The following is a 20,027-nucleotide window of genomic DNA, read 5'->3' on the forward strand; positions in this document are numbered from 1 at the left end:
AGAGTCATTGGCAATAACTGAACGAATTATTAATTATTTAATCATCAAAAGCATATAAATCTTTTTCCTTACCTAAAGCAAAACTCAAAGAAGTCTGGAAGTTATAGTTAGATTGACTAATGAATAAGAAAAAAGCAACTAAAGCAAGACTACCAGTCATGGTAAAAATAACTTGATAACTTAAATGATTTCCTAAGCTTCCTACTAATGGGCCAGCGCAAGCCATTCCTAGATCAAAACCACCTAAACAAACTGAGTAAACTCGTCCTCTTTCGTAGGAAGAAGATCGATCAGAAATTAAAGCGATAATCATGGGAATTAGTGTCCCTGCACCGATACCCTCAAAAATAGCTGCTACTAATATTTGTCTGCCACTTGTTGCTTGGGTTAACAATATCATCGATACGAAATAACAAAGAAGACTAACAGTTATGAATGGACCACGACCATAACGATCAGAAACTGGACCCGAAAAAATGCGAGAAGAAAAACTAGCGATCGCTGCTGTTGTGTAAAACCAACCGGCACTAAATCCTAATTCTGTTTCCTCGAGAAATAAAGGTAAAAATGTGATTAAACTGCCAAATAATAAGCCAATCATCAACAATATTAAGGCAGGAATTATTAAAGAACGACTAGATAACATCTGCTTAAAATTGCGAATTTTTCTTTTATTAACAACATTTTTTTGTTCATTATTACAGGATTTATCTGGAATCGAAAATAAGAAAAATAATCCTAAAAATCCGAAAAGTGCTGAATTCATAAATAAGGCTTGATAGCCTAAAAATTGTTGTAAAGAACCACCTAATGCCGGCCCGATACTCATACCAATAGGATTAACTAAACTCATATAACCAATTAACTCCCCTCGTTGTTTGATGGGGGATAAATCAACCACTAAAGCACTATAAGCTGTGGTAAAAGCAGCAATACTTACCCCATGAATAGCACGAACTCCAATTAAAGGAAAAACAGAGTTAATTAATAAATAACCAAGGGGAGCAAGTCCTGCTACAATGATGCCAATACCAAGCACTAATTTACGACTTTTTTTATCAGCTAAATAGCCCAAAGAAGTACGAGAACAAAGCAAACCAATGGCAAAACTTCCCATCACTAAACCAATTTGTGAACGGGTTCCTCCAAGTTCTTTAATATAGGTAGGTAAGGTAGGCAATAAGGTGGTAATACTAATCCAAAATAATAAACCTATGACCAATAAAGACCCTAAACTGCGTCTTTGTTGGGGTTGGAGACTGTTATAAGCTGTTAAAATACTCACAAATACTATCCAATGTTTACATAACTTAATATAAGTTTAAGATTTTTTGGCTTTTATGACCACTCATAGCACTTTTCAATTGGATGTATCAATATTTCGGTTGGAGGGGTGTGGGGAGTGTGGGGAGTCAAGCAATTTTAATGTTTAATCTATGCAAATGAAAATTGCTATAAATAGAGGGGATGGTCAATTGCCATTTTATAATTAGTGGGAATCAACATCCTATTTACAGATCATGAGTTCTAATTCTCCTATTCGTGTTGCCGTCGTTGGAACCGGTTTTGGTCAAGCTATTCATATTCCTGGGTTACAACATCACCCTCGCACTGAGTTGGTTGCGGTTTACAATAGAGATTTAGGTAAGGCAAAAGCGATCGCCGATAAGAACAATATTTCCTATGCTTTCCACAACTTGGACAAACTCTTAGCTATGTCCGATCTTGACGCGGTGAGTTTATCGACTCCCCCTTTTTTACACTACGAGATGGGGAAACAAATATTAAACGCCGGGAAACACCTTCTTTTAGAGAAACCCATGGCCATGTCTGCGCAAGAAACGAAGGAGTTGTATCATTTAGCAGCAAAAAATAATCTAGTAGCTACAGCAGACTTTGAGTTTCGTTATGTTCCTGCTTGGCAACTTTTAGCGGAAAAATTAGAAGAAGGGTACATAGGAGAACCGAGACTGATAAAAATTGATTGGTTAGTGGCCAGTCGCGCAAACCCAGAAAGAGGTTGGAACTGGTACGCTAGAAAGGATAAAGGGGGTGGTGTTTTGGGTGCGGTGGGTTCCCATGCTTTTGATTATATCCATTGGTTATTTGGTCCGGTGAAACGGTTATGTGCTAGGTTGGTATGCGCTATCAAACAACGGCCAGATCCCCTGGAAAATGGCAAATTAAAGCCGGTTGACGCAGATGATACTTGTTTAATCATGTTGGAGTTAACGGACGGTACACCGGTGCAATTAACCATTAGTTCTGTCACTTATAATGGTCGAGGTCATTGGTTGGAAGTGTACGGCGATCGGGGTACATTAGTTTTAGGTAGCGATAATTTAAAAGATTATGTGCATGGGTTCCATTTACAAGCTGGCCTCGCAGGAAAACCTTTAACAGAGGTTGAAATACCGAAAAGGTTAACTTTTCCTCAAGTGTTTACTGATGGACGTTTGGCCCCATTTATTCGCATTGTCGATCGCTGGGTAGAAAGCATCGATCAAAAACAATCTTTGGCCCCATCTTTATACGAAGGGGTTTATTCTCAGTTACTAATGGATTTAACACATCAATCAAATGAAACAGGATCTTGGGTTGATGTTCCTGGTTTGAATTCGTTTCTTTAGTTGTCATTGGTGAGGAACGAATAATCTCCATAACCTCCTAATTTTGATTAGGAGGTTATCACCTTTTCAGTTAACTACTTCTGGGACTGTATATTATGGTCTGGTCTTGAAAATATGTTCTATTGCGCAACAGTAAGCGATCGCTGAAAAAAAGAAACTATTGAGACTGTTTTAATTAACTACTTCTGGGACTATATTTTATGGTCTGGTAGTTGACTTTTGTTCTATTGCGCAACAGTAAGCGATCGCTGAAAAAGGAACCATTGAGACTGTTTTGATTAACTACTTCTGGGACTGTATATTATGGTCTGGTGGTGAACTTTTGTATTAAGAGACGTTTCATGAAACGTCTCTACAGTTTTCGAGGTATTTATTGATTATGCTCTACGATTTCCACTACTCAAGAGGGATGATGCACTAACAATAGCCAACAATCCTGCAACCGCCATACCGGAACGAAGTTGAGGAGATTTTTTCTTTCCTGTCATGACTTCATAAGCGAAGTGTTCACAGTTATTAAATAGCCAATTGTACTCTTCTTTCCGTTGATGAATCTTAATTAACCGACTTTTTGCAGCTTGTATACCCACTTGATCCACACATTTCCCCTGAAAAGAAAACTGGGGATTACAATCACCTTGTTCTCTTCGTTTTTTTAAATATTCCTCAAGAGTTGGTGAGTGTAATGTTTTATTCTTAGGTAAGTGATAAATCACAGATTTATTACCAATTTCTTCAATCTTAATCTCTAACACATTACCAGAATCAAAAACAACCGCATGATCAACATCATCAGTATCTAATCGGTTGATTAAAAATAAACCTGGTGGTACTAGAGATAATTGATCACCACTCAAAATAACTTCTTGTCCCATTATTTTCTCCTTATTTTGGGTAAGCTAAAAAAGTTTAATCATAGGAAGTATCAAAGTTATTCCTATGATTAAATCTTGATAAGAATATCCCGTCTAGGGATATTCATTACTATTTATCTTTATCTTTGTCAGACTTGTTAGTGAGCTTGTCACTAACTTTGTCTACTACTTTTTCAGTTGTTCGTTTAACAGCACTGTCTAAGACATTTTTCACTTGACCTTTCACAAATTCTCCCATTTGATTCTCCTAACATCGAAATTATCTTACTCGTTCATCCTAACTACCATAAATCAATCTTATGTACCCCAAAAGCAATTAAAAAAGACATCAAAAGCCACTATCAGTTGTAGACTACAATAAGATAGAGATATCAGCATCAAGAAAGATCACTATAGCTATGGATGTATTAGGAAGACAAGAAATTTTAGCGATCGCCGATGACTTATTTGCTTCACACACAGGCAAACATTTTAATGATTTACAAAAAAAGATTTTGTTACGAACCTTAGAAGGAAAAACCTATTTAGATATTGCTAATGAAACTCATCATACTGAGAAATATATTAAAGAAACTGGGGGTAAACTCTGGAAGTCTCTTTCAAAAGCTTTAGGAGAAAAAGTTAATAAATCAAATATTAGAGCAACAATAGAACGCTTTCATAATTCTTTAAGTAAAAGCAATATCATTCAAAGTTTTCAGATTCATAATAGTAATATATGGCAAGATTATGGAACTCATAATAATGATGCTCATCTGAACAATAATCATCAAGCTTCTAACGCTAGTTATTATGAGGACTTAAGTGATGTACCTGTATATGAAAACTTTTATGGACGGGAAAAAGAACTTAATTTTTTAGAACAAAAAATTATTACAGAAAATTATCGCTTGATTTCTATCTTAGGAATCAATGGAATAGGAAAAACTGCATTAACTGTTCAATTAATTAACAAAATAAAACATCATTTTAATTACGTCATCTATAAATCTTTGTCCTCTTCACCAACTTGTACAGAGTTACACAATAAGATTTTTCAGTTTATTGGCAATTCAAAAAAACAGTTTAATAATGTTTCATTATCTTCCTATTTACGTCAATATCGATGTTTAATTATTCTCGATGATTTAGAATTTCTCTTTGCTTCAGAAAACTACGCAGGAACTTATAAAGATGGATACAAGGATTATGATTTATTCTTCAAAACAATAGCAAATAATCATCATCAAAGTTGTGTTATTCTCCTTAGTTCTCAAAACAATAGACAAATTGAATTACTAGAAACAAGTAACTCATCTTCTTTTTCATTACTACTTACAGGTTTAGGAACAAAAACTAAACAAATTTTACATCAAAACAATTTACAACAAGAAGAACATTGGGATAAACTCATATCTATTTATAATGGACATCCTTTATACTTAGAAATTACAGCTAAACTCATTCAATATTTATTTTTGGGTAAAGTTTTAGTATTTTTAAACGAAGAAGAGTCTTTTTTACATAACGATATCGTAATCCTTATACAAGAGACTCTCAAAATTTTATCTCCATCTGAAACTAGATTAATTGAATACTTAGCCCAACAATCAAACCCTCTGTCTATCCCAGAAATAAAAAATAAAACTTCTCTATCTACCTCTGTAATTATTAATGGAATTCAATCCCTAAAAAGACGCTTTTTACTAGAAACAGAAGCTAAAAATGATCATGTTAGGTTTCAAGTAATTCCTTTAATAAAACAGTATATCAAATCTATACAATCAACCTCTAACAAACAAACAAATGACGAATAACATCAAACAAAACCTAGAAACTCACCTAAAAGAAATTGTAAGAGAAAGAGATCCTTTTTTAGCCACTCAAGGACATTTTTATGTCAAAGAATATATTAGACAAGAATTGAAAAAATACGGTACAGTAGAAAATTTTGAGTTTAATAATAATAATAATACTTACGAAAATTTAATTTTAAATCTACCTTCCAAAATAAATACTAAAGTAAAACCACCTATTTTAATTGGCGCGCATTTCGACACAGTAATAGGTTCCCCAGGTGCAGATGATAACGCAACAGGTATTGCTGTTTTATTAGAATTAGCTAGATTCTTTTATCATTATCCTAGTAACTATCCTATTCAATTAGTTGCGTTTGATTTAGAAGAATATGGGTTAGTGGGAAGTGATGCTTATGCCAACTATTTAAAACAACAAAATATCAAGATAAGATTGATGATTTCTTTAGAAATGTTAGGTTACTGTAATCCTAACCCAAACAGTCAAATATATCCCCCAGGATTAAAATATTTTTATCCATCAACGGGGGATTTTATTGCACTCATTGGTAACTTATCCACTATTCCTGATTTAATAAAAATCAGTCGTTTTATACGCAAAAAAAATACTCCTTGTGAATGGTTAACTGTTCCTTTTCGTGGTGAAATTGTTCCTGATACTAGACGTAGCGATCATGCTCCTTTTTGGGATAATAATTATCAAGCAATTATGATTACAGATACCTCTAATCTTCGTAACCCAAACTATCATCAACCCAGTGATACTTTAGACACTATTGACTTAGATTTTTTGACAGGAGTTTGTCAAGGTTTAGCAGCAGCAATACAAAATTTTTAGGCTCTGTCTGCAAACTATTAGAATATTAAAAATAAACTAATATATCAGTACAAGATGATGCTTCAAATTTCAGGAATATTTCTGAGGCTTTTTTATTAGAAATTAACATAGATTATATGGCATTATCTATCCAGTTTTTCTGCGTTTTATCGAGCATTTCTACTGCTAATAATGTTTCCACCTGTAATGGTTTATTTAAAATCAGTCTATCATTAATTTTCATACCACTATACCACTTTTTTGTAAAATTACGTTAGGTAAAATAAAGCCATTATAAACTAAACCAAACCCTAATTTTTCTCCGTAGATAAATCTTTAAAACTATCCATAAACTTACGGTCAATATAATCTTTTAATTTCCATAACCAAGCTGCTTCTAAACCTAACTTTCCCCAAGAAGCAATCGCTTTTTTATTTCCAGTACCAATTAAACTTAAATAAAACCTTTGAGGACTATAAGATTGTAACTTATTACCTAAAATGATAGATTGTAAATTATTAAACAAAGGTTGACCTTGACGCACAGCAAAAACCCCTGCTTTCGGTCGATAATAGTTCTCCATTGTAGCAATATCACCAGCAGCAAAAATATTAGGATGAGAAATAGATTGTAAGTAATCATTGACTAAAATAAATCCTGTTTTATCTGTCCTTAGTCCTGTTTTTTCTATCCAATCAGGTGCAGAAGCTTGAGTAACCAAAAATACCCAATTTGAGCTTATATTGAGTCCAGAATTACAACTTATTACATAATTATCCGAAGAATTAGAAGTTATTTCAAAAACAGTTTCATTGAGATAAATGTTAGTACCATTTTCTAATAAAATAGATTCAAGTCTTTTACCAACCCAATGATTATGTCCTGTTAATAAACTATTACTTTTATGAATCAAATTTATCGTTAAATTATTTGTATTTACCTCTAAATTTTTCATAATATTAGTCAAGTAAGCTCTCATATTACAAGCTAATTCTACACCCCCTGCACCACCTCCAATAATTGTTAGGGTATATAATTGTTTAGGATAATTTTTAATAGTTGTTTTTATCTTTTCCCACGCAGTTAAAAAATCACTAACAGGTTTGGCAGGAATAGCGTAATCTGAGGCTCCTAAAATGGTACTTTTTTCTGGAACACTACCGATATCAAGGGATAAATAATCAAAAGCAATAGGAGGATGTTTTTCACAAATAATTTGCTTATTTTTTAAATCTAAATCTTTAACAGTATCTAAATAAAAATTAGCACCAGCAAACTGAGATAAAGAGTGTAGATCAATATGGGTTTCCTCAAAATCATAGAAACCGGCTACTTGACCAGGTAACATACCCGAATAAGCAGTATAGGTTCTATCCGTAATTAGAGTTAAACGTACCCCAGGAATAGGGTTCATTCCCCACAATTTTAGAACAATAGCATGACTGTGACCACCACCAATTAAAACTAAATTATGAGTGAATTGTGTTATATTTGATTTCATGAGAAACTAAAAAAATACTCTAATTTTATTTTAATCAATTTAGGTGTAGATTGGGCAATATATAAAATAATTTCTGAATAAGATTTGTTACCTATTTATTAATATTTCTCACCTTCCATTGATTGATAATCATCTACTTATTTTATTTTAATTAATTTAGGAGCAAAAAGTGTTAAAAATTATTATGATATTTGGTTTAATAGTTATTAATTGGACTATAATAACCCCATCGGCTCAAGCTGAGTTTTGTCGTCAAATTAATAGTCAGCAAATTTGTATTACTAAAATCAAGCGAAGTGCTAAGAATTATTGGGAATATCGTGCTGCTGTTAAAATTGAGAAAGAAACAAGACCCATAGAAATTTATGATTGTCGTCAACGTCATCGTATTACCCAACAAGGGGAGATTATTCCTTTTAAATCTGATGGAGTGGGTAAATTAATTTGTCGTGTTTTAAATAAGTAGATTATTAATCATTGACCTATCGTATTGTTATTGAACCAGGACAAAAACAGGGGGAAGTTATTAAACTAACCCCTGAACAAAAACATTATTTGAAAAATGTTTTACGTTTAAAAGAAGACAGTGAATTTATTGTTATTGACGGTCACAATAAAACCTATTTAGTTAAACTAAATCGTGAGAACAGTCAAATAATTAAAGAATTAGAAGAACAGACAGAATTACCCATTACTGTCACTTTAATGATAGCTTTACCCAAAAATAAAGGGTTTGATGAGGTTATTCGTAGTTGTACAGAATTAGGAGTTAATACCATTATCCCTATTATTAGTAAACGAACATTATTAAAACCTAGTTCCAATAAATTAGAACGTTGGCGTAAAATTGTTAAAGAAGCAACAGAACAATCAGAAAGACAAATAGTTCCTACTATTATGGAACCTATTTCTTTTTCAGAAGCTTTAAAGAATATAGAAAAAACTAATGAAAATTGTTATATTTGTGTTGCACGAAAAAAAGCAAAACATTTACTAACTTATTTGCTTCCCGAAATCACTAATTCTCTGATTATTGCTACAGGATGTGAGGGAGGTTGGACAGAAGAAGAAATAAATGAGGCCGTGACTTCTGGGTTTATTCCTGTTAACCTTGGGTCACGGGTTCTTCGTGCTTTTACTGCACCTTTGGTTGCTCTTTCTTTGGTTACTTCTGTTGCAGAAAAATCTAATCTAAAAGATTAGAATGGTTTAATTTTTTAGATAATGAATAATTTCCTGTTCATGGTTAAGTAATTTTGTAAATGTTTTATTACAAACTTTTGACAATTTCTTTATTCCTTTTTTACTAAGTAATTTCTCATCTTGAAAAATAGCAACAGGTTGAAAGTCATGATTCCACTTCTCAAATTGAAATAGAGAAATGGTTGTATCTTTCACTTGATTATCATTGGAGATTGCATAAATATAAAATTGTTGTTCGGAGTTATTAATACGACAATCAACTTTATAAAATTCGTCAGAGTCATGTTCTTTATCAAACCAATCAAAAGAGTATTGATCTTGCGAAAAATTTTGTGTAATTAATTTTTTAAAGTCTTCATAAAAAGTAGATTTTATTCTTTCTCGTGATAAATAGTTAACATCAGATATTTTGAGTAAAGCTTGAATAAATCTATAAAAAGCATTACCATATTCATCACTCTTATGGATAGGAACTAATAATTCACCATATCTATCTTGAATTTGAAATTCATTTAAAGCGTAATCAATTAATTGTTTACGACTTCCACTATTTAAGTCTGAAGAATCAATCCAGTAACTTAAGTGCATAAATGTATGACCTTCATCAGAAATTACCCATTGGTTATTTTCTTGTTTCAAAACAATACTTAAATGATCACCATCATCAAAACGAAAGGGAGTAAATACACGAAAGCGATTTTTTCCCTCTTCTAAAAGACGGATGTTGTCACAGACTTGTTGTTTAAATTGTTGAGTAACTGTGTCTGTAATCATCGTTTTTGTTTAATTCATAAACTGGATTTCTAATTGAGGATTATCGGGTTCAATAAACCCACAATCTGTTAACATACATTGTAATGCTTCATCAAAATTGATAAATCTATCAGTGGGTTGAGCATATTTATCTTCTTCTCCATTCCCATAGATTTGATATCTTTCTGTTGCTGTATGAATATGAAAGTCATAAAAGGTTTCTTGTTCTATAGGGTTGGTATGTTGTTGAGATTTTCCGTCATAACGTTTTAATCTAAATAATTTAGTTGAACTTGGAGGATAAACTCCAAAGATAATGGCAAAATCTAGATGATTATGGCAACTTTGACGTAAAATGACTCTAAATTTGTTATTATTTGTACCCATAATTTTAAATCCTCCTTCTTGGGATGATCCTCTTTGATTAGGATTAAATTTAATTTTCAACCTCCAATCTAAAGATAATTGTTTCGGTTCATTGATTAAGTCATCAATTTCACTATCTGAATATTTAACCACCTGTATATTGTTTTAAATATAATGTACAAGATTTAATTAAAGTGAGCATTACTTACTTATCAATCTTAATAAACGAATAAATAGGGGTCAACGGCCGTTGACCCCTACTAGAATTTTATAGAGATACTAGGCACTAAAATACTTAGCCACAGGATGATAAGTAATAATAGCGGTGGTAGACTGTTCAGGATAGATTTGCTCACTCTCATCCATATACATATTAATGCGATCGCATCCCATTATCTCTAATTGTTTATATTGGTCTTTGATATTGGGACAAGCAGGGTATCCGAAGCTATAACGGGAACCCTGATAGTGTTGTTTGAGCATTTCTCGGATATTATCGGGTTCTTTGTCGGAAAATCCAAGTTCTCGGCGAATTTTGGTGTGTGTCCATTCTGCTAATGCTTCGGCGGTTTGGACGGCCATACCATGATAGTAGAGATAATTGGTGTAATCATTAGCAGCAAAGAGTTTTTGTGCGTATTCTGTGGCAATTTCTCCCACTGTTACTGCTTGCATCGGAAATACATCTGTTTTTCCTGACTCTTTGGGAACAAAGAAGTCTGCGATACAAAGACGACGGCCAGACTTTTGACGAGGAAAGTCAAGTTTCCAGATAGGTTCTAAATCTTCTGGGATATTATTGTTAGCATTTTGAACAATTTCTGGATCATAAATCAGTAAACTATTTTCTTGAGACTGACAGGGGAAGTAACCGTAAATAACTGTAGGATGTAACAGATTTTCGCTGGTTACTTTCTGTTTCCATTCGTCTAAAATAGGATAAACTTTTTCAGCTAAAAATTCCTCATATTCTTCCCGTGATTGGTTTTTAGGTTTACGGAATTGCCATTGACCTGCAATCAATGCTTGTAAATCCAAGTACCAAAAGATTTCATTTAAGTCAAATTCTTCTGGTTTGAGGATTTTAGTTCCCCAGAATGGTGGAGTAGCAGGTTCTATAATTTCTACAGCTTCTGAACGCTTTGTATCAATCACTGTAGGTATTTCTGGATCTGCATCTTGACCATTTTTCTCAGCAACTTTTTCAGCAGATTTTTCGCCCCTTTCTTCTTGAAATAGACTATTTTCGCCGTTATAATCTCCTGAGAAACCTTGTAAATTATCCCAATTTGCTGCTGCTTTTGCTGGCATTAATTTGTCCATAAAATGTAAGTCTGAGAAAGCATCTTTCCCATAGACAACTTTACCTTTATAGGTATTTTGACAGTCTTCATAGACAAATTTTGGAGTTAATGCTGCGCCACCCAAGATAACAGGAATATCAATACCACGCTCATTGAATACCTCTAAGTTATCCTTCATAAATGCAGTAGATTTCACTAATAAACCACTCATAGCAATGCAGTCTGGTTGATGTTCTTCATAAGCTTGGATAATGTTTTCCACTGGTTGTTTAATTCCTAAATTAATGACTTTATAGCCATTATTAGAGAGAATGATATCAACCAAATTTTTACCGATATCATGGACATCTCCTTTAACCGTTGCAATGACAAATTTTCCTTTTCCACTATCATTACTGTCTCCTTCTTCTTTATCCATTAAAGGTTCTAAATAAGCAACAGCAGCTTTCATAGTTTGTGCAGATTGCAATACAAAAGGTAACTGCATTTGTCCCGAACCAAATAATTCCCCTACTGTTTTCATTCCATCTAATAAAAAGACGTTAATGATGTCCAAAGGAGGATATTGTTTCAAAGCTACTCCCAGTGCATCTTCTAACCCTAACCTTTCCCCATCAATAATATGCTGTTTCAAACGTTCTTCTATGGGTAAATTAGCAGTTTGAGAAGCATCTTTTTTAGTTGTTTTACCTGCAAACAATTCTGTTAACTTAGTCAGAGGATCATAAGTACAGATATCACCATCAAACTCTCGTAAATCGTAAATTAAATCACGACATACTTTTTGATGTTCATCTTCAATTTTGGCCAAGGGTAAAATCTTACTTGCGCTAACAATGGCACCGTCTAAACCAACCTGCATACACTCGTATAAAAAGAGAGAGTTTAAAACTTGTCTGGCCGCAGGATTTAAACCGAAAGAAATATTAGAAATACCTAATAGAATGTGACATCCTGGTAATTCCTCTCGAATGCGTCTTATAGAGTCAACAGTAGCTTTTCCGTTCTCTCTGTCCTCTTCTATTCCGGTTGAAATAGGTAAAGCTAAGGGGTCAAAGAAAATTTCATGAGCAGCTATCCCATATTCTATAGCTGCATCATAAGCACGTTTAGCAATCTCAAACTTCTTATCTGCAGTGCGTCCCATTCCATCTTCATCTATGGTTCCAACCACCACACCAGCACCATATTTTTTGGCTAATTCTAATACCTTAAGAAAGCGTTCTTCTCCATCTTCGTAGTTAGTAGAATTGAGAATACATTTACCACCAGCAACCTTTAAACCTGACTCCATTTTCTGCCATTCTGTGGAATCTAACATCAAAGGAAGAGTAACATTATTTACCAAACGAGAAGCTAACTGGTGCATATCTCGCACCCCATCTCGTCCCACATAATCCACGTTAACATCTAAAACGTGCGCCCCTTCTTTGACCTGAGTTTTTGCCAAAGAAACTAAACTATCCCAGTCTTCAGCATTTAATAATGTCCGACATTTCTTAGAACCACTGGCGTTTAATCGTTCCCCAATAATCAAGAAAGAATTATCTTGAATGTAGGGTTGAGTACCATAAATTGAAGCAGCCGAAGGTTCATACTCAGGATGACGTTCTTTCGGTGTTAATTCTTGAGAAAGTTCCGATAGAGACTTAATATGATCGGGACGAGTTCCACAACATCCTCCAATAATTTGTACTCCTAAATCTTCGATAAAGTGCATCAAAGCCATCTTTAACTCTATAGGAGTCAACCGATAATGTGCTTGTCCCCCAACATTCTCAGGTAACCCAGCATTAGGAATACAAGAAACAATAAAAGGAGAATGTTCAGACAAATATTTAATATGTTCTTTCATCTGTTCAGGACCCGTTGCACAGTTGAGTCCTAAAATATCAATTTTATAGGGTTCTAAAATAGCTAACGCTGCACTAATTTCTGTTCCCACTAACATCGTTCCCATAGTTTCCATCGTGATAGAAACCATTATTGGTAAACGTTTTCCCTTCTTCTCAAAAACCTCTTCGACTGCATTCAAAGCTGATTTGATTTGCAGTACATCCTGACAAGTTTCAATAATGAATAAATCTGCACCTCCATCGTATAACCCCTCTGCTTGCTCAGTGTAAGCGTCTCTGAGGGTATCAAAGTCAATATGTCCTAACGTGGGTAACTTAGTCCCTGGACCCATAGAACCGGCTACAAAACGGGGTTTTTCTGAGGTAGAGTATTCAGTGGCCATTTTTTTAGCGATTTCTGTCGCTCTTTTATTCAAATAGTAAGCTTGATCTGCTAAATCATACTCTGCAAGGACAATAGAAGTTCCCCCAAAGGTGTCCGTTTCGATAACATCTGCACCAGCTTCCAAAAACCCTCGGTGTACTTGTTCCACTGCTGAGGGTTTGGTATGCACTAAATATTCATTGCAACCTTCGTATTCGGGTCCTCCGAAGTCTTCTGCGGTCAAGTTTTGACTTTGTAAGGAGGTTCCTGTGGCACCGTCAAAGACGAGTACAGGACGTTTGGGACTTTTGAGATGATTAAGGAAGGTACTATTCATAGATATGATAACGTCGCAGAGTTTAGTATTAAGATTTATTATAAAAAATATCTCAACTTAAGGAAAGTCTTGAGCAACGCTTCATCCGTAATTTGTCTATATAATCAAAATCTTTATCATGACTTACCGCCCCCTTTCGGGCAAAGTAAAAAGTAAAAATTTAGCCCGAAGTAGAGGTTTAAAGTCTCTTTATTTATGAATAAGAAAAACAAGAAAATAATGATTGTTTGGTGCGGATAATCTCGCCGTCGCACGGCGATTTCTAAAAGATAAGATGGGTTTGACAACAGGATTTAGTATTACTGACAGAAGAGGTAAACTTTTTACTTTTGAATGCTAATTTTTGACTTGTGAACAACGTGATTTAGGAGTTCGGAGTTCGGAATTATAAATTTTTTAAAGCATAATTGACGATAAAGAAGAGTTTTAAAACTTTCAGCTATCAATTTTAAACCCAAGTAATTAATTATCAATTATCCATGGATAAAGAATCTGGAAACCCTAACTATATTGCTTGCAATTAGTTGGGCTAGGGTCTGTCTGCAAACTATTAGAATATTAAAAATAAACTAAATTCGCCCCTGCTTCCTCTGCTTCCTCTGCCTCCCTCAACTAAGATTTTTGAACTTTGTAGACACGCCCTAATATTGCCCATTCATCTCTTAGCTGAATCCTTACTAATAACCTAATGCTAAACCATCGGCACGGGGTTCGGAACCTGCGATTAAAACACCGTTATTTTTGAGTATCATTTGACCTTTGCCAAACATAGTTTCAGGGGCTAGTTTAACATCATGACCTCGTTCTCTTAACCCATGAACAATTTCGGGGGGTGTACCCCTTTCTAAAAGTACGCTATTTCCTTCTAAAAATCGCCATCTCGGTGCATCTAAAGCAGCTTGAGGATTCATTTGATAATCAGTTAAATTAACCACCATTTGTAGATGTCCTTGGGGTTGCATGGGCGCACCCATTACCCCAAATGGGCCAAGGGGTTGATTATCTTTGGTTAAAAAGCCAGGAATAATAGTATGGAAAGGACGTTTATTAGGTGCTATTTGATTGGGATGATCTTTTTCTAAGGTAAAAGCTGAGCCTCTATTATGTAAGGATATTCCTGTTTCTGGAACTAAAATTCCGCTACCAAAAGTATCATAATTAGATTGGATAAAGGACACCATTAAGTCTGAATCTGCGGTACATAAATAAACTGTTCCTCCTTGTGGGATTCCAGGGTTAGCTAAAGGAATAGCTTGCTTATTAATCAATTTTTGACGTTGTTTTGCATAATTTTTGTTGAGTAAATTTTTGTTAGATACTTTCATTAAATCAGGATCACTAACATAATTATAAACATCAGCAAAAGCTAATTTCATGGCTTCAATTTGATAATGAAAGCTATCTATAGAATCTCGTTTATATTGTTCTATGTTTAAATGTTCTAAAATATTTAAAGCCATTAAAGCTGCAATTCCTTGGCTATTGGGAGGCATTTCCCATACATCTAATTCCTTATATTTTGTAGCAATGGGAGCAACCCATAAAGGACTATGATTAGCTAAATCATCAGAAGTTAAATAACCTCCTGTATCAGCAGAAAAATTGTTTATTTTTTCAGCTATTTTTCCCTTATAAAAACTTTCTCCTCCTGTCCTAGAAATCTCTTCTAATGTTTCAGCATGAAGAACACTTCCCCAAATTTCTCCAGCTTTAGGTGCGCGGTCTTTGGGAAAGAAAACTTCTTGAAAATATTGATATTCTGTTCTTTTTTTCGTAAGATAAACCACCTCTTTACGTCGCCATATTTCTGCCGTTACGGGAGAAACAGGAAAACCATTTTTAGCATAACGAATGGCAGGAATAAATAACTGTTCAAAAGGCAATTTTCCCCAGCGTTGCCAAACCTCATACCAGACAGAAACTGCCCCAGGAACCGTTACAGTTAACCAGCCTAACTCCGGCATTTTTTCTAAACTAGAATAAGCCTGTAATGATAAATTTTTCGGACTTTTTCCTGACCCATTAATCCCCTGTAATTTTCCATCCCAAATCAAAGCAAAAGCATCACCACCGATACCATTAGAAGTTGGTTCAACCACCGTTAAAGTAATAGCAGTAGCAATAGCTGCATCCACTGCATTTCCTCCTGCTTGAAACATTTCTATTCCTGCTAAAGTTGCCAACGGTTGACTGGTCGCAACTGAACAATTTTTAGCTACAATAACCCGACGTTGAGAAGCATAAGGATAAGCATTAAGATTAAACTTCATAATAATTAATAATAGATAATGGATAATTGTTATACTTCCTTAAAAATAATCTAAAAAAACTCTAATAATTTATCCTTCTTCTTAAACTCCTAGCATAAAATTGACGGCAAATGAAAGAAAAATCATAACAATTGATGGAAACCACCCTAAAAATTAATCCTATCCCGAACACCCCCAAAGATGAAAAATTTATGGATATATTATCCCCTAATGGGGCGAATATTATCCTCGGTGAACAAACCGCCGAAAGTTTAGTTATGCCCCTAGAACCCTCTCCTACCACTATGTTTGGTCCCAGAGGGGCCTGTTTAGTTGCCGAAGATGGTCCATTATGGGTCTGTGATACAGGACATCATCGCTTATTAGGGTGGAAACATCGTCCCGAAACCGACGGTCAACCGGCAGACTGGGTTATCGGTCAACCAGACTTTTACCACGAAGGACAAAACGCCAAAGGAACCCCCCAAGCTAACACCGTCAGTGTTCCCACAGGTATCTGCGTTTGTGGGGAAGGTTTAGCAGTAGCTGATGCTTGGAACCATCGGGTATTAATCTGGAAAAAATTGCCTGAAAATAATAATATTCCTGCGGATATCGTCTTAGGACAAGCAGACTTTCATCATAACCAGCTTAACCGAGGACAAATAGACACCGCAGCCGATAGAATGCACTGGCCCTATGGAGTAATGTATTATCAAGGACGGTTATTTGTGGCCGATACTGGCAACCGTCGGGTTTTGGTATGGAACGAACTGCCCACCCATAACGGACAACCAGCAGACTATGTTCTCGGACAAATAGAGATAAACCGACGGGACGAAAATGGGGGAGATAGTCCCACCGCGAGTAGTATGCGTTGGCCCCATGCGTTGGCTATTTGGCAGGATAACTTAGTTTTGGCCGATGCTGGTAATAACCGTCTCATGATTTGGGAAGGAATACCTACAGAAAACAATACCCCCTGTGGTATGGTTTTGGGACAAAGCAACTTTGAAGGGGCAGAGTTGAACCAGGGAGGCTATTTTCCCACCCCTAGCAGCCTCAGTATGCCCTATGGAGTAGCGGTTATGGGTCAATGGTTAATAGCTGCTGACACCGCTAATTCTCGCCTGGTAGGATGGACTGATGAGTTGATGATGGGGAAAGTAGCGCAAGGTTTAACGGGACAATCTCATTTTCGTAGCAAGAGTGAAAACCGTTCCTATGGCGGCCCCACTCGTCAAAGTTTAAGCTGGCCCTATGGTATTACCGTTTGTGGTGAAACGGCAGTTATTGCTGACTCTGGTAACAACCGTGTTTTATTATGGGGTTTTTAAATCCTCAAAAAATATCAGCATTTTAGTCCGAACAAAGTAATGGTAGATTATTGTCAATACAGAAAGAAGTAATAATTACATCAGCCCTTTTTCTAATGGTTATTACTTGTTTGCGTAATTGACGATATTTTTCTGCGCTTTTGATAGGCATATTTTCACCCAATAAATCCAAAATTGTCAATGAAGTGAGCAAATTTTTAGCTATGCTGTAATCTAAATCATTCCTAAAATCTTGTAGAATTTCTGTGAGAATAATAGACATCTCCAGAATATAAACTAAGAGCCTAAAACTTTATTATAACTGAGTTTCAGCAAAAATAATTCTAATTTAAAAACCTTATCTCTTTTTCTGAAATTGTATTAGGATATATTGTGGACGAAAAATAATGATTTCAGGGCTTTGCGGTGCGGCAGCACTCGCTCCGCGAGACCGCAAAGCGAATATTACCCAAAAAGGTTTACTTTTTAGTGAAATGAGATTTTGAAACCTTAATTTTATCGGTTTTTCTCAATTCTTGTAACCCTGTCAAGCGATTGGCATGTATGTTTAACTTAGGGTGTTGAAAATCGGCAAAAATCGCTAAGCTAAACTCATTATACACAACTTCTTTACACTTTATATTGCTACAAGAACTCATGAAACTAGAACAACTATTACCCATCGATCCCTCTCAACAAAATTTAGCTGTTGGGGAAGTCTTTTACAATCTTGATTCAAGTTTAACTTTAACTGCTAGTGAGCCTCCCGATGCAGGAAATACTCTAGATAATGCTCAAGACTTAGGGTTATTTTCCTACAGTATCACCAATCCCTTAACCATTCCTATTCTCACAGAATTTCAAGAAGTTGTTGGGGGTGATGATACTAATGATTATTTTCAATTTACTTTAGATAATACTGCTGGAGTCTCCGTAGGATGGAATAGTTCGGAAACTATAACTGTTGAACTGCTTGACAACAATGGCACTCTGATTAAGAGTTTCTCTGGAACTAATCCATTCAGCTTTGGCGATGCTATTATCTTTGAAAACCTCAATGCTGGCACTTATTACTTACACCTATTAACAGGAGATAGTACGGTCAGTAATTATGATCTTCAACTCTTAGTGGGGCCAAGGGATGATGTGGATAGTGTTAGTCAAACCCCCAAAGATTTAGGGGTTTTAACTGCTACTCCCGTCAGTCAAAGTGACTATGTCCATCCCCTTTATGGTGATGGTGGTCTTGGTATTCAAGATAGTGATAGTTATAGCTTTACCCTCACTGAACCGAGTGTGGTAGATTTTACCTTGACTGATGGGGTAGGAGACTTTACATCTATTTCTTTAGAGTCAGGTTTTGGCGGTTTTGAATTTTTGTCTAATGATTCATTTCAACAGACTGTTAGCTATCAACGAACTTTGGCAGCAGGAACCTACGAATTTTCGATTAATGGTAGTGGTCCTATTGATCCCATAGAGTTTACTTCTATCCCTGCCGCTTATAATTTAACTTTAACTGCTACTGAGCCTCCGAACGAACCCCCAAATGACCTTACCCTGAGCAATAATACCATTGATGAAAACGAACCGATTAACACAGCAATCGGCACATTTACCACAACAGACCCCGACACAGAAGACACCTTTACTTATAGCTTAGTTACAGGGGATGGAGACACTAATAACAGTTTATTTACCATTGATAGTGATGTCCTCAAAACTAATGCTGTCTTCGACTTTGAAACTGAAGATACTTATAGCATTCGTGTGCAAACTACCGATTCAGAAAACAATAGTTATTCAGAAGCTTTCACCATTAATATTAATGATGTATTTGAGATTATTTTGTCTCCAGTAGAAACTACTGGCAACACCAGTCTGTTGAAAGATGGTCAGGGGAAACTCTATGCCAAAACAGGTAGCAACCCTGCTGTAGTTATCAAAAATGGCAATACCGAGATTACAGAAGGTATTTTCCCTAACTGGGAACTACAAAGTGTAGAAGTAGTTGAAGGAAAAAATCAAGCTATCTGGCAACTCAATAACAGACTGCAACTGTGGACTTTAGATAACAACTGGAAACGTCAGTCATCTAGTCCTCTATTTGCCTTGAACTCATCTGAAGCTTTCACTCAAGAAACTAACTTCCAAGAAGATTTCAACAATGATGGCACTATCGGTGATCCCTCTGCTAGTTTAGTTGGTACTTTGGCTTTATCTCGTAACGTTCCAAACCAAATTACTGGTACTCCTGAAAATGATACTCTTGTCGGCACTCCCACCGACGATCTTCTCGTAGGTGGTTTAGGTAGCGATACTCTCACGGGTGGTGCTGGCAGCGATCGCTTCCAATTCAACTTTGTCATCGAAGGTAGTGATTCCATAACCGACTTCAATGTAGGTGAGGATGAGATCGCCGTTGCTGCTGCGAGTTTCGGCGGAGGTTTAGAAACAGGAACCCTCTCAGCAGAACAGTTTGTCATCGGCACTGCCTCTGTTAATACAGAGCAACGTTTTATCTACAACGACGAGAATGGTTCTCTGTTCTTCGACAGGGATGGTGTTGGGGCTGACTTTACTCAGGTTGCCCTCGCTAACCTCGGTTCAGGACTTGACTTGAGTGAGGCCAATATCGTAGTGATTTGAATCGTACTAC

The 20,027-nt window shown here is 35.6% G+C and carries 15 protein-coding genes; 7 read left to right on the forward strand and 8 right to left on the reverse strand.

The window, feature by feature from the left end:
• Positions 1–37: 37 nt before the first annotated feature.
• Complete coding sequence (locus QNJ66_RS00820) at positions 38–1,285, reverse strand: MFS transporter (protein ID WP_300502055.1); 1,248 nt, start codon at positions 1,283–1,285, stop codon at positions 38–40.
• A 235-nt stretch (positions 1,286–1,520) separates the two neighbouring features.
• Between QNJ66_RS00820 and QNJ66_RS00825 the strand changes: the two genes are divergently transcribed.
• The gene (locus tag QNJ66_RS00825) at positions 1,521–2,630 is read left to right on the forward strand and encodes a Gfo/Idh/MocA family oxidoreductase (RefSeq protein ID WP_300502058.1); all 1,110 of its coding nucleotides are present in this window, start codon (positions 1,521–1,523) and stop codon (positions 2,628–2,630) included.
• 377 nt (positions 2,631–3,007) lie between these two features.
• Here the strand turns inward: QNJ66_RS00825 and QNJ66_RS00830 are convergent, their stop codons facing one another.
• Complete coding sequence (locus QNJ66_RS00830; protein WP_300502061.1) at positions 3,008–3,505, reverse strand: hypothetical protein; 498 nt, start codon at positions 3,503–3,505, stop codon at positions 3,008–3,010.
• Positions 3,506–3,903: 398 nt separating this feature from the next.
• On the opposite strand from QNJ66_RS00830, the gene QNJ66_RS00835 reads away from it, so the two are divergent.
• Both QNJ66_RS00835 and QNJ66_RS00840 read left to right on the forward strand, forming a co-directional pair.
• The gene (locus tag QNJ66_RS00835) at positions 3,904–5,301 is read left to right on the forward strand and encodes an NB-ARC domain-containing protein (protein WP_300502063.1); all 1,398 of its coding nucleotides are present in this window, start codon (positions 3,904–3,906) and stop codon (positions 5,299–5,301) included.
• Entirely contained in the window at positions 5,291–6,139 is an 849-nt protein-coding gene (locus QNJ66_RS00840; RefSeq protein WP_300502066.1) for a M28 family peptidase, read from the forward strand. The genes QNJ66_RS00835 and QNJ66_RS00840 overlap by 11 nt, the downstream gene beginning before the upstream one ends.
• Before the next feature lie 290 nt (positions 6,140–6,429).
• Here the strand turns inward: QNJ66_RS00840 and QNJ66_RS00845 are convergent, their stop codons facing one another.
• Positions 6,430–7,620, reverse strand: a complete 1,191-nt coding sequence (locus tag QNJ66_RS00845) for an FAD-dependent oxidoreductase (protein ID WP_300502068.1) — start codon at positions 7,618–7,620, stop codon at positions 6,430–6,432.
• 169 nt (positions 7,621–7,789) lie between these two features.
• On the opposite strand from QNJ66_RS00845, the gene QNJ66_RS00850 reads away from it, so the two are divergent.
• Together QNJ66_RS00850 and QNJ66_RS00855 are read left to right on the forward strand one after the other, a co-directional pair.
• A complete protein-coding gene (locus tag QNJ66_RS00850) occupies positions 7,790–8,086 on the forward strand; it encodes a hypothetical protein (RefSeq protein WP_300502070.1) in 297 nt (98 codons plus the stop codon).
• 11 nt (positions 8,087–8,097) lie between these two features.
• Positions 8,098–8,823, forward strand: coding sequence for a 16S rRNA (uracil(1498)-N(3))-methyltransferase (locus QNJ66_RS00855; RefSeq protein ID WP_300502073.1), 726 nt, complete (start codon positions 8,098–8,100; stop codon positions 8,821–8,823).
• Positions 8,824–8,829: 6 nt separating this feature from the next.
• Here the strand turns inward: QNJ66_RS00855 and QNJ66_RS00860 are convergent, their stop codons facing one another.
• The 4 genes from QNJ66_RS00860 to QNJ66_RS00875 form a co-directional block, all read right to left on the reverse strand.
• Positions 8,830–9,597: a DUF1828 domain-containing protein gene (locus QNJ66_RS00860; protein WP_300502076.1), complete on the reverse strand. Its 768-nt coding sequence runs from the start codon at positions 9,595–9,597 to the stop codon at positions 8,830–8,832.
• A 9-nt stretch (positions 9,598–9,606) separates the two neighbouring features.
• The gene (locus QNJ66_RS00865) at positions 9,607–10,095 is read right to left on the reverse strand and encodes a hypothetical protein (RefSeq protein WP_300502079.1); all 489 of its coding nucleotides are present in this window, start codon (positions 10,093–10,095) and stop codon (positions 9,607–9,609) included.
• Between the two features lie 126 nt (positions 10,096–10,221).
• Complete coding sequence (gene metH, locus QNJ66_RS00870; protein WP_300502082.1) at positions 10,222–13,803, reverse strand: methionine synthase; 3,582 nt, start codon at positions 13,801–13,803, stop codon at positions 10,222–10,224.
• A gap of 677 nt (positions 13,804–14,480) precedes the next feature.
• Positions 14,481–16,073: a gamma-glutamyltransferase family protein gene (locus tag QNJ66_RS00875; RefSeq protein WP_300502085.1), complete on the reverse strand. Its 1,593-nt coding sequence runs from the start codon at positions 16,071–16,073 to the stop codon at positions 14,481–14,483.
• A gap of 134 nt (positions 16,074–16,207) precedes the next feature.
• Between QNJ66_RS00875 and QNJ66_RS00880 the strand changes: the two genes are divergently transcribed.
• The gene (locus QNJ66_RS00880) at positions 16,208–17,389 is read left to right on the forward strand and encodes a hypothetical protein (RefSeq protein ID WP_300502088.1); all 1,182 of its coding nucleotides are present in this window, start codon (positions 16,208–16,210) and stop codon (positions 17,387–17,389) included.
• A gap of 22 nt (positions 17,390–17,411) precedes the next feature.
• Here QNJ66_RS00880 and QNJ66_RS00885 read toward each other — a convergent pair whose 3' ends face one another.
• Positions 17,412–17,651: a hypothetical protein gene (locus QNJ66_RS00885; protein WP_300502091.1), complete on the reverse strand. Its 240-nt coding sequence runs from the start codon at positions 17,649–17,651 to the stop codon at positions 17,412–17,414.
• 374 nt (positions 17,652–18,025) lie between these two features.
• Here QNJ66_RS00885 and QNJ66_RS00890 point away from each other — a divergent pair, with 374 nt between their 5' ends.
• Positions 18,026–20,017, forward strand: a complete 1,992-nt coding sequence (locus QNJ66_RS00890) for a cadherin domain-containing protein (protein ID WP_300502094.1) — start codon at positions 18,026–18,028, stop codon at positions 20,015–20,017.
• The last annotated feature ends 10 nt before the right edge of the window (positions 20,018–20,027 follow it).

The organism is Crocosphaera sp., assembly GCF_030064895.1.
Classification (GTDB): Bacteria; Cyanobacteriota; Cyanobacteriia; order Cyanobacteriales; family Microcystaceae; genus Crocosphaera.

Bases quoted from the DNA above. Each gene is read 5' to 3' on its own strand.
- QNJ66_RS00830 (WP_300502061.1), bottom strand. From the start codon at position 3,505: ATGGGACAAGAAGTTATTTTGAGTGGTGATCAATTATCTCTAGTACCA.
- QNJ66_RS00875 (WP_300502085.1), bottom strand. From the start codon at position 16,073: ATGAAGTTTAATCTTAATGCTTATCCTTATGCTTCTCAACGTCGGGTT.
- QNJ66_RS00835 (WP_300502063.1), top strand. From the start codon at position 3,904: ATGGATGTATTAGGAAGACAAGAAATTTTAGCGATCGCCGATGACTTA.
- QNJ66_RS00885 (WP_300502091.1), bottom strand. From the start codon at position 17,651: ATGTCTATTATTCTCACAGAAATTCTACAAGATTTTAGGAATGATTTA.
- metH (WP_300502082.1), bottom strand. From the start codon at position 13,803: ATGAATAGTACCTTCCTTAATCATCTCAAAAGTCCCAAACGTCCTGTA.
- QNJ66_RS00880 (WP_300502088.1), top strand. From the start codon at position 16,208: ATGGAAACCACCCTAAAAATTAATCCTATCCCGAACACCCCCAAAGAT.
- QNJ66_RS00840 (WP_300502066.1), top strand. From the start codon at position 5,291: ATGACGAATAACATCAAACAAAACCTAGAAACTCACCTAAAAGAAATT.
- QNJ66_RS00825 (WP_300502058.1), top strand. From the start codon at position 1,521: ATGAGTTCTAATTCTCCTATTCGTGTTGCCGTCGTTGGAACCGGTTTT.
- QNJ66_RS00890 (WP_300502094.1), top strand. From the start codon at position 18,026: ATGAAACTAGAACAACTATTACCCATCGATCCCTCTCAACAAAATTTA.
- QNJ66_RS00845 (WP_300502068.1), bottom strand. From the start codon at position 7,620: ATGAAATCAAATATAACACAATTCACTCATAATTTAGTTTTAATTGGT.
- QNJ66_RS00860 (WP_300502076.1), bottom strand. From the start codon at position 9,597: ATGATTACAGACACAGTTACTCAACAATTTAAACAACAAGTCTGTGAC.